9 protein-coding genes are annotated in these 9,930 nt (G+C 67.8%); 2 read left to right on the forward strand and 7 right to left on the reverse strand.

Annotated features, from left to right (window positions below):
* Window positions 1-167 precede the first annotated feature (167 nt).
* The 3 genes from QRO91_RS20470 to ttcA are packed head-to-tail and all read right to left on the reverse strand — an operon-like array spanning window position 168 to window position 2,881.
* Complete coding sequence (locus QRO91_RS20470) at window positions 168-947, reverse strand: M48 family metallopeptidase (protein WP_049430906.1); 780 nt, start codon at window positions 945-947, stop codon at window positions 168-170.
* Window positions 948-1,006: 59 nt separating this feature from the next.
* Window positions 1,007-1,912 carry a recombination-associated protein RdgC gene (locus QRO91_RS20475; RefSeq protein WP_005411825.1) on the reverse strand — a complete coding sequence of 302 codons (906 nt, stop codon included), beginning with the start codon at window positions 1,910-1,912 and terminating at the stop codon, window positions 1,007-1,009.
* A 36-nt stretch (window positions 1,913-1,948) separates the two neighbouring features.
* A complete protein-coding gene (gene ttcA, locus QRO91_RS20480; protein WP_180849206.1) occupies window positions 1,949-2,881 on the reverse strand; it encodes a tRNA 2-thiocytidine(32) synthetase TtcA in 933 nt (310 codons plus the stop codon).
* A 91-nt stretch (window positions 2,882-2,972) separates the two neighbouring features.
* Between ttcA and QRO91_RS20485 the strand changes: the two genes are divergently transcribed.
* On the forward strand, window positions 2,973-3,176 hold the full coding sequence (locus tag QRO91_RS20485) for a YdcH family protein (RefSeq protein ID WP_049430910.1): 204 nt from the start codon (window positions 2,973-2,975) through the stop codon (window positions 3,174-3,176).
* 90 nt (window positions 3,177-3,266) lie between these two features.
* Here the strand turns inward: QRO91_RS20485 and plsB are convergent, their stop codons facing one another.
* From plsB to QRO91_RS20505, 4 genes are all read right to left on the reverse strand, one after another.
* Window positions 3,267-5,903, reverse strand: coding sequence for a glycerol-3-phosphate 1-O-acyltransferase PlsB (plsB, locus tag QRO91_RS20490; protein WP_049430913.1), 2,637 nt, complete (start codon window positions 5,901-5,903; stop codon window positions 3,267-3,269).
* Window positions 5,903-6,856 carry a hypothetical protein gene (locus QRO91_RS20495; protein ID WP_049430914.1) on the reverse strand — a complete coding sequence of 318 codons (954 nt, stop codon included), beginning with the start codon at window positions 6,854-6,856 and terminating at the stop codon, window positions 5,903-5,905. Before QRO91_RS20495 ends, plsB begins: the two co-directional genes overlap by 1 nt.
* 449 nt (window positions 6,857-7,305) lie before the next feature.
* Window positions 7,306-8,031: an orotidine-5'-phosphate decarboxylase gene (gene pyrF, locus QRO91_RS20500; protein ID WP_049430916.1), complete on the reverse strand. Its 726-nt coding sequence runs from the start codon at window positions 8,029-8,031 to the stop codon at window positions 7,306-7,308.
* Entirely contained in the window at window positions 8,028-8,951 is a 924-nt protein-coding gene (locus tag QRO91_RS20505) for a 5'-nucleotidase, lipoprotein e(P4) family (RefSeq protein ID WP_049430918.1), read from the reverse strand. The genes pyrF and QRO91_RS20505 overlap by 4 nt, the downstream gene beginning before the upstream one ends.
* 101 nt (window positions 8,952-9,052) lie before the next feature.
* Here QRO91_RS20505 and QRO91_RS20510 point away from each other — a divergent pair, with 101 nt between their 5' ends.
* The gene (locus QRO91_RS20510; RefSeq protein WP_049430920.1) at window positions 9,053-9,703 is read left to right on the forward strand and encodes a YceH family protein; all 651 of its coding nucleotides are present in this window, start codon (window positions 9,053-9,055) and stop codon (window positions 9,701-9,703) included.
* Window positions 9,704-9,930: the final 227 nt, after the last annotated feature.

Raw genomic sequence — 9,930 nt, forward strand, 5'->3', positions numbered from 1 at the left:
CCGATAGGAGGCCGTCTCGTGGGCTCGTAGATGTATATAAGACACAGCCCCACCACGGAAGAAGGAAGGAAGAACAGCAGCGGGTCGCGCGCTGTGCGCGCTTCTGTAGCGCGGAGCCCATGGTCGGCTGCTTTCAACGGCAGCCGAGCGTGGGCTCGGCTCTACAGTTACAGAAGCTGGCGCAGCATCGCTTTGAGGCGTCGCCCTTCCAGCTGGAAGTAGTCGCGCTGCTCGCGCCAGGCGGGGAAGCGTTGCTCCACTTCGTGCCAGAACGCGGGTGAGTGATTGGGCTGGATCAGGTGGCAGAGTTCGTGCACCAGCACGTACTCGAACGCGTCGGAGCGGCCCAGCACCAGGGCCAGGTCCAGTGCCATGCTGCCGTCGGGCGCCAGCGAGCCCCACTGCGAGGACATCACTTTCAGCCGCAGGCGGCTGGGTGCGCGCGGCAGGGTAGGCAGGTACTTCGGCAGCCAGCGGCCGACGTCGGCGCGGGTCTGCGCTTCGTAGAACTCGCGCAGCAGGCGGCGCAGGGTGGCGTCCCCACCACGGGTCGGCCACTGCACGCAGGCACCGTGCGCGTCGATCTCCAGGCGCGCGTAGCGGCCTTCCTGCCAGCGCAGCGGCAGCAGTTCGCCGCGCAGGGGCAGCACGCCGTCCTCGCCCGGCTGCAGCGGTGCCGGCAGGCCCTGGCCCTGGTACTGGCGCAGCTGCAGCGCCAGCCAGTCGCGGTGCTGTTCCAGGAAACGTTCGCCCATCACCAGGCTTGCCCGCGGCGGCAGCGTCAGGCGCGCGCCGCGTTCGTCCACGCTCAGCTTGATGCGCCGCGCACGCGGATCACGCACGCGCAGCACCTCGATCTCGGCATCCTCCAGCCGCAGGCGAACGGTGTCGCGCTGTACGGTGGCGGGCGGGGTCGGGCTGATCAGGCGGCGCAGCAGACGGCTCATGCGCCCAGCATAGCGCTGCTTCGGGCCGCCGGATGACCGGCGGCCGTCGGGCTGCCTGTTCAGTCGGCCTTGCTGAGCTTGAAGGCTTCTTCCAGCAACAGGAACAGGCGGCGGATCTCGGCGCTCTGCAGGGCGAAGCGGGCGTCGAACTCGGCGCGGCGGCCGTCTTCGTCGGCATGCTCCAGCTGGTCCAGGGCACCGTCGAGGAACTTCAGCTTGCGCACGATCAGGTCGTCGCCGATCACGAAGGACAGGTTGTCCTCGAAGATCAGTGCCAGCTTGGTCACCTGCTTGCCGGCGTCCAGGTGCTTGTCGATCTCGTCGCAACGCAGCTCCTGGTGCTGGCACTTGACCACCGCGCCACCTTCCACCGGATCCTTCATCTCGCACTCTTCGCCCAGGCTCAGCCCGGTCGGCAGCGGCTCGCCGGCGATCCAGCCGGTCAGGATCGAGCGCGGCGCGACTTCGGCGTTCAGCGGCATGGCCGGGAAGCTGCCGAGCAGGCCGCGGATGTCGGACATGAAGTACTCGCCGGTCTTGCGGCTGGAGGTGTCCACCGCCACGTAGCCGTGCTGCAGGTCGATGAAGGCGTCGTTGCGCGAAGACTTCACGAAGGCGCGCGGCAGCAGTTCATGCAGCAGGTCGTCCTTCATGCGCTTGCGTTCGCGGCCACCCGGGCGGCGGCCTTCCTTCTCCTCGATCTCCTCCAGCTTGCGCTCGAGCAGGTCGTTGACCACCGCCGCCGGCAGGATCTTGTCCTCGCCACCCACAGTCAGCCACAGGTGCTCGGCGATGCGGTGGGAGAGCAGTTCCTTCTCCTCGCGGCCGAACGGCGAAATGAAACCGCGCGAGTTCATTTCCAGCGCACCCACCGGCTTCAGCAGGGCGTGCGGCAGCAGGGTGTCGACTTCGGAAAAATCGGTGGTGGTCGGGAAACGGAAGAACGTCAGGTTGCGAAAGAACATGGAATTCCGGATGGCAAAGAGGAAGGGCGGCCGGCCTTAAACGGCGGGCGTCTCGGGATCTGCGTCGGCGTCGGCCGGGGAACCGGCCAGCCAGGCATGGGCGTCGGGCAGCGGCGCGTCGTCGCGACGGCCCAGCGCCATGAAGTCGAACAGGGTGGTGTCAGCCAGCTGCGAGGGCCGCACTTCGCCCATGGCGCGCGCGATCTGCTCGATGCGGCCCGGGTGGTCCTTTTCCCACTGCTTCAGCATCAGGCCGACCTGGCGGCGCTGCAGGTTCTCCTGGCTGCCGCACAGGTTGCAGGGAATGATCGGGAACTGGCGTGCCTGCGCGTAGTCGACGATGTCGCTCTCGCGCACGTAGGCCAGCGGCCGGATCACCACATGCTTGCCGTCGTCGCTGCGCAGCTTCGGCGGCATGCCCGACAGCTTGGCGTGGTGGAACAGGTTCATGAAGAACGTGGCCACCATGTCGTCGCGGTGGTGGCCCAGCGCGATCTTGGTGAAACCGTGGGTTTCGGCGTAGTTGTACAGCGCGCCACGACGCAGGCGCGAGCACAGCGAACACATGGTCTTGCCTTCCGGAATGACCCGGCTGACCACCGAATAGGTGTCCTGCTCGATGATGTGGTACGGCACGCCCAGCCCGGCCAGGTACTCCGGCAGCACATGCTCGGGGAAGTCCGGCTGCTTCTGGTCCAGGTTCACCGCCACCAGCTCGAACGGCACCGGCGCCTTCTTCTGCAGCTGCAGCAGCACGTCCAGCAGGGTGTAACTGTCCTTGCCGCCGGACAGGCAGACCATCACCTTGTCACCGGCCTCGATCATGCCGAAGTCGGCGATCGCCTCGCCGACCTGGCGGCGCAGGCGCTTGGCCAGCTTGTGCTGTTCGCGCTCGGCCAGCCGCGGATCGCGGGCGGCGCGCGGCTGGGAACGCGGCAGGGGATCGGGAAGGGAAATCACGGCACTCATGGGTTCCATTCTAACGGCTCGGAGCCGCCCCGGCCGGGGGTCGGGATTCCCCTCTCCCGGCAGTCATCATCGCTGTGTATGCTCGGAGGTCGTGGACACCTACAGCCCCGCCGAGATCGTCGAACGCCTCGCCGCCCTGCGCGCCGAGCATCGCCTGCTGGATGAACAGATCACCCGCATGGCCGCCAATGGCGAGGACGAACTGGAATCCAAGCGCCTGAAGCGGCGCAAGCTGCAGTTGAAGGACTGCATCGCCAAGCTGGAAAGCCTGCAGATTCCCGACGAACCGGCGTAGCGCCGGTCCTGGGGGGTGCCAACCCTGGTTGGCACAGACGGGAGGTGTGCGGACCACGGTCCGCACCCACCGCATGGCCCGGCGCTACCTTCAATCCTGTGGCGCGGGCTCGTCCAGGCGGGCCGCTTCCGGGCTGACCCGTTCGATGGTGTGGCGCAGTTCGCGGCCGAGGATGAACTTGGCGTCCTTGGCCCAGGCATCGAGGCGCTCGTCGAACAGCAGCTTGCTGTTCTCGTCCGGCCACACCAGGCGCAGTTCGCGCAGCTTCTGGATGAAGCCACGGAACAGGGTGCGGTCGAAGAACTCCGGCGCGGCCGGTGCATAGAGCAGGCTCAAGCGCTGCGCCGCCTGCTGGCACAGGCTTTCCAGCTCGGCCGCGCCCAGCACGCCCGGGCCATTCTTCACCAGCACCGAGATGGCGATGTAGTAGCGCTCGAACGCCTGCTGCAGCGAGTGGCCGATCGCACGCAGGCGGAACACCTCGTCGGTCTGCCCGGTGTTGCGCGCCAGGATGCCGCCGTCGTCGTCGTTGACGTTCTGCAGCAGGCCCTCGCGCACGAACACGTTGATGGTCTGGTCGATGCGCTGCGCGAACTCGTCTTCGCTCCACGGCAGGAACAGCTCGGCCTGCAGGAACGGGTACACCGTGCGGCCCAGCTGGACCAGGCCGGTGCGGCTCATGCGGCGGTTGTTCTGGAAGCAGCAGGCCACCCACGACGAGGCGGTGAACAAATGCAGCACGTTGTTGCGGAAGTAGCTCAGCAGCACCGCGGTATCGCCGCTGACGCTGAGCACGTCGCCCAGCGGATGCTTGATGCGGGTGAGGACGTTGATTTCCTCGGCGTGGGCGATGATCCGTTCCGGCGAGTGCGGAGTCACCGTCACCCGATCCGAGTACGGCATCTCGACCAGCAGGGTCTTGCACAGCTCGATCTGCGCGATCAGGTCGGCCTCGCCCATCGCGTGCTTCGGCGTGGACAGCAGCGCCAGCGCCAGCAGGTTGATCGGGTTGACGTCGGCGGCGCCATTGATGCGCACCTGGATGCGTTCGGCCAGCGTATCCACCGTGGTCGACAGCCACGCCGGCTTCTCGTCCTCGGAGACCGCCTCGCCCTTCCACTCCGGGGCCTTCTCGGCCAGCACGTCGTTCAGCGCGATCGGCTCGCCGAAGTTCACCACCACCTGGCCGTAGTTCTGCTTGAGCACCTTGGGGATGCCCCACAGCAGCGACCAGATCGATTCCTTTTCCTTCGGTCGTCCGGACAGTTCGTCCAGGTAGCTGCCGCCCTCCATCAGCTTCTCGTAGCCGATGTAGATGGGCTGGAACAGCACCGGCTTGCGCGGCTGGCGCAGGAACGCGCGCAGCGTCATCGAGATCATGCCGCCCTTGGGCTGCAGCAGGCGGCCGGTGCGCGAACGGCCACCTTCGACGAAGTACTCCAGCGAGTAGCCACCGGCCACCAGCTGCGCGACGTACTCGCTGAGCACGGCCGAGTACAGCGCGTTGCCGCGGATCGAGCGGCGGATGAAGAACGCACCGCCCTTGCGCAGCAGGGTGCCGACCACCGGCAGGTTCAGGTTGATGCCGGCCACGATGTGCGGCGGCACGATGCCACGGTCGTACAGCAGGTAGGACAGCAACAGATAGTCCATGTGGCTGCGGTGGCTGGGCACGTAGACCACTTCGTGGCCCGGTGCGGCAGCCTTGAACTTGTCCAGATGGTGCACCAGCACGCCCGCATAGATGCGGTTCCACACGTGGCTGAGCATGAAGCTGGCCGACCGCACCACCGGGCTGGAGTAGTCCGCGGCGATTTCCCAGGCGTAGGTGTGCGCCTTCTTCCAGGCATCGGCCGGCTTGGAATTGTCGCGCTTGGCCTGCGCGGCGATCGCCTCGCGTACCGGTTCGGCGGCCAGTACCTGGTCCACCAGCAGGCGCCGGGTCGACAGATCCGGGCCGATCACCGATTCACGGATGCGGCGGAAATGGGTACGCAGCACGCGCTGCAGCTTGCGCACCGTGCGCTCCGGCTCCAGGCCTTCGTCGACGGTGTTGCGCAGCGAGATCGGCGGTGCGAAGCGGACGATGGTGCTGCGGCCATTCAGCAGCACCGCCAGCAGGCGGCGGAAGCGGCCGACCAGCGCCCAGTTTTCCGAGAACAGCACCGCGAACCAGCCGCTCTGCTTGTCCGGCGCGCGGCCGACGAAGATCGACACCGGCACCAGGTGCACATCCAGATCCTCGCGCACGCGGTGCGCCTGCAGGACCTTGGCCAGCGAGTCCGAATGGGTCTTGGCACCACGCTGCTCGGGGATCAGCGAATTGCTGGAGCTGCGACGCGACAGTGCCAGGTAAGCACGCTTGCGCCCGGTGGGGTCGCCGGCCAGCGGCACCAGCGGCGACGGCAGGCCAGCTTGGCGGCAGGCCTTGTCCAGGATCAGCGCGTTGGACAGGCCGTAGTCTTCCAGCACATACATGACCGGGCGGCCATCGTTGTACTGGCCCGGGTCTTCCGGCTCGATCTTCAGCGACAGCCACGGCTCGACCAGGCGGCCCAGCAGGCGAGCCCACAGCGGGCGGCGGCCGGCCGGACGCGCATGCGCGGGCGGCGGTACCGGGTTTGGGCCGGTACCGGTCGAGGGGGACGCCGGCACCGTATCGGCGGGCGTCGACTGGGATTCTTCGCCGGGGAACGGCAGCGGGTTCTGTTTCGACATCGGCGCCATTATGGCTTAGGCGGTGGCGTTGCCGCTTCCCCACCCTCGGCGGGGGCTTCAACCGGTTCGGGTGCGGCGGCGGCGCGGGCCGCATCGGCCTTGCGCAGCAGGGCGTCGGTGTCGGCCAGGGTTCGGGTCAGGTACCAGTGGCCTTCGCGCCGGCTCAGCGGCAACTGCAGGCTCATCTCGCGACCAGCGAGGACGTAGCGCAGGCGTACCAGCGCGTTGTCGCCTTCCACCGACAGCAGTTCGCCGCGCACGCTGCGCAACGCGTCGTCCACGCCCAGCCCGTAACTGCCGAGCACCGCCTTGAGGGTGTGGATGAACGGCGCCAGCTGCTCCAGGCTGCCTTCCATGCCCGCGGCCTGCAGGCCGGCCTCGTCGCCGAAGCCGACCTTGTTGGCGGCGCCGACCAGCGCGGCGATGGTGCTGCGGGCACGCGCACGGTCGCTGATGGGTGCGCCCTGCGCCCAGCTGGCGAGGGTTTCGACGAGGGCGATGTAATGCGCCTGCTGGCCCGGTGTGTAGCCCTTCTGATGGCGCAGATACTGCACGCCGAAGTTGCCCATCGACTGTGCGGCCTGGCGAACGGCGCCGGCCTGTCCGGCCAGCTGGCGATCGAAGCTGCGCTGCAGTTCGGCGCTGGCATTGGGTTTGCGCAGTGCGGCCAGCATCGGCAGCAGCTGGTCGCCCAGCGGCAGTTCGGTCAGCGGCCATTGGCTGTGGCCTTCGGTCCAGGCCTGTTGCAGGCGCGGGTACTGGCTCGGCGGCACCGACAGCTTTGCGTAGCCGACCAGATCGTCCTCGGCCAGGCGCAGCGCCATCGCCTGCACCGCCGCGACCGGCTCGGCTGCCGGCTTGGCCGGATCGTCGGCTGAATCACGGCACGCAGCCACCGCCAGCAGCAGCATGGCTGCCAGCCCCCACCCACGCGCAGACCTTCCTCGCACCGCTACGCTCATGCACTCGGACTCCCCGGACCGGTCCGCATCTTGCGGCCTGCGACGTGACAGCGGCAAGCCGGGGGGCAACTTGGGGTCAGATCCCTTCTGCCCTTGGCAGAAGGGATCTGACCCCGGACCGGGCCCCGCGCATAAAAAAAGAGCCGGGATCACGGGGATCACAGGCTCTTCAAGCCGGCAACAAGGCCGGTGGACAGTGTTGTGGCACATGTCCGGCCCGAGGACCGGATGGCGGCGATCCTACGCTGCGCTTCAACTTAAGGCAACACTTTACGTAACTTGGAATAAACCATTGATTTAATTGGAATGTGATTCCCGCCATCACGGTCCCATGAAATCTACGGCAGGTTTTGCGGCGATTCGGGCACAACCACTGCTTGGCAGATGCAGAAACGCCATCCTGCGCGGGGCAGGATGGCGTTCGAGCCCGCAACCCTGGCCGCGGGATCTCAGCGCGCAGCCAGCGCCGACGCGATTTCCTGCTGGATCGCCCGTGCTGCGGCCTGCGGGTCGGTCGCCAGGCGGATCGGGCGGCCCACCACAATGGCGTCAGCGCCATCGGCGAAGGCCTGGGCCACGCCAACGGTGCGCTTCTGGTCGTCGCCGACCGGGCCACCCGGACGGATGCCCGGGCAGACGATCGAGAAGCCTGCGCCCGTGGCGGCACGGATCGGCCCCGCTTCCTGGCCCGAGGCGATCACGCCATCGATGCCGGCGGCCTGGGCGGCCAGCGCGCGCTCGACCACCACGTCGACCGGTTCGCGGTCGATGCCCATCTGCGCCAGGTCCTGGCGGCCCATCGAGGTCAGCACGGTCACCGCCAGCAGGCGCATGTCGCCGCTGTTGGTGGCCGCGCAGGCCTCCATCATGGCCGGGTGCCAGCCATGGATGGTGGCGTAGCTGACCGGCCACTGCGACAGGCGCTTGATCACCGCCGCAGCGGTGGCCGGGATGTCGAAGAACTTCAGGTCGACGAACACGCGCTTGTCGCGGCGGGCCAGCTCATCGAGCACCTGGAAGTACTCGCCGGAGGCCAGCAGTTCCATGCCGATCTTGTAGAACGCCACGCTGTCGCCGAGACGGTCCACCCACTCCAGCGCCTGCACACGGTCGGGCACGTCCAGCGCGAAGATCAGGCGCTCGTCATCGCGCAGCGGCAGCGGTGCGCGGCTCACGGTGCGTAGTCCAGCGCGGCGCGCTTGGCGTCATGACGGGCCTGGCGCGACTGGCTGTAGTCGTTGTTGAACTGGGCCGGCTCGAAGCCGCCGTAGGTCGGGTTCGGCAGCATCCACCAGCGTTCGCCGAACCAGTCGTGGTACTGCTGCAGCAGCGCATCACGGCCTTCATTGGTGTTGGCGGTCACTTCCACGAAGTCGCCCAGCTGGTCGCCGAACTGCATCAGCACGCGGTACTTCTGCCCGGCCAGGCGACGGCGGCAGTTCTTCTCGCTGCCGGCCTGCTCGCAGCCTTCAACGACGGTGCCCAGGCCCAGGAACACGCTGTCATCGGCCACCGGCAGGCCCTGCTCGCGCAGGTTGGCCAGGGTGGCATCCTTCAGGTGCACGGCGCGGTTGGAGATGTACAGCAGGGTCACGCCCTTGGCATTGGCGGCCTTGGCGAAATCGACCACGCCGGGAATGGCCTTGGCCTTCTTTTCGGCCACCCACTGGTCCCAGCTCAGTTCATCGTATTCCTTGCCATCGCGCACCAGGCGCGCCTGGTAGGGCGAGTTGTCCAGCACGGTCTCGTCCACGTCCAGCACCACTGCCGGCTTCAGGCCCTTGGCCTCGTTGCCGCGCTCCTCCGGTACCAGCGCATCCCAGTGGGCTTCCTTCAGCGCCACATCCAGGTGGTCGGCGGCGGCGCGGTAGGTCTGCTCGGTGATCGCCTTGTACTCCTGCGCGCGCTGCATCCACAGCACGGCGTTGAGATTGTCGTTGGCGATCGCATCGGGTGCGCCATCGGCCTTGGCGGCAGCGGCCGGAGCCTGCGGGGCAGCGGCTTCAGCGGCAGGCGCCTCCACGCGCTTGCAGGCGGACAGGCCCAGCACCGCGGTGGCGAGCAGGGTCACAGACAGGGAAACGGGACGACGCATGGATTCACCGGCAATCAGATATACCGGCGCATTTTACCGGCAAAGGCGGCCCTGGGACGGCTATGCTTGGTGGTTGACCCGTTGCCCCTCCGGAGGCCGCCATGACCGATTCCGTCCAGACCCCCGACGTCCCCCTGCTCGATGCCGTGCAGGCCCGCCTGCTGGGCTGCCTGGTGGAGAAGGAGGCAACCACACCGGACACCTACCCGCTGACGATCAATGCGGCCCAGTCGGCCGCCAACCAGAAGACCGCCCGCGAGCCGGTGATGAACGTTGACGCCGGCAGCGTGCAGCACGCCCTGCGCCAGCTGGAAACCCTGGGCCTGGCCCGCCAGCACTTTTCTTCGCGCGCCGACCGTTACGAACACCGGCTGCAGGGCGCGCTGGACCTGACCCGGCAGCAGACCGTGCTGCTGGCGATGCTGCTGCTGCGCGGTCCGCAGACGCTGGGCGAGCTGGTCTCGCGCAGCGAGCGCCTGCACCGCTTCGCCGACACCGACGAAGCCCGCCACGCCATCGAGCGCCTGCAGCAGCGCGCGCTGCTGATGGTGCTGCCGCGTGCCAGCGGCCAGCGCGAGGACCGCTACATGCACCTGCTGTGCGGTGAAGTGGATGGCGCGGCGCTGGCGGCCAGGTACGCCAGCAGCGGCGGTGGCAACGACGCAGCCGACCCCGGCCTGGCCGAGCGAGTGGCCCAACTGGAAGCGGCCGTGGCCGAGCTGCAGGCACAGCTGGCGGAACTGCGGGGCTGAAGGGTGGGTGCCGCCCAAACCGCGGCCCCCACCACCATAACCCCCCCGGGGTCGGTTACCCCAGTTGGGGCTCTTAACTATTTATTATTAAAAAAAACCACCCCACCATAACGAAAACAATTTTGTTTTTGGTTTTTTTGTTGTAAAAATTGGGGGGGGGGGGGGGGGGGGGGGGGGGGGGGGGGGGGGGGGGGGGGGGGGGGGGGGGGGGGGGGGGGGGGGGGGGG

It is taken from the genome of Stenotrophomonas maltophilia group sp. Smal32 (genome assembly GCF_030237085.1).
Classification (GTDB): Bacteria; Pseudomonadota; Gammaproteobacteria; order Xanthomonadales; family Xanthomonadaceae; genus Stenotrophomonas; species Stenotrophomonas maltophilia_Q.

Excerpts from the sequence above, each read along its gene's own strand:
- QRO91_RS20470 (WP_049430906.1), bottom strand. The coding sequence starts at position 947 with ATGAGCCGTCTGCTGCGCCGCCTGATCAGCCCGACCCCGCCCGCCACC.
- QRO91_RS20475 (WP_005411825.1), bottom strand. The coding sequence starts at position 1,912 with ATGTTCTTTCGCAACCTGACGTTCTTCCGTTTCCCGACCACCACCGAT.
- ttcA (WP_180849206.1), bottom strand. The coding sequence starts at position 2,881 with ATGAGTGCCGTGATTTCCCTTCCCGATCCCCTGCCGCGTTCCCAGCCG.
- plsB (WP_049430913.1), bottom strand. The coding sequence starts at position 5,903 with ATGGCGCCGATGTCGAAACAGAACCCGCTGCCGTTCCCCGGCGAAGAA.
- QRO91_RS20495 (WP_049430914.1), bottom strand. The coding sequence starts at position 6,856 with ATGAGCGTAGCGGTGCGAGGAAGGTCTGCGCGTGGGTGGGGGCTGGCA.
- QRO91_RS20505 (WP_049430918.1), bottom strand. The coding sequence starts at position 8,951 with ATGCGTCGTCCCGTTTCCCTGTCTGTGACCCTGCTCGCCACCGCGGTG.
- QRO91_RS20510 (WP_049430920.1), top strand. The coding sequence starts at position 9,053 with ATGACCGATTCCGTCCAGACCCCCGACGTCCCCCTGCTCGATGCCGTG.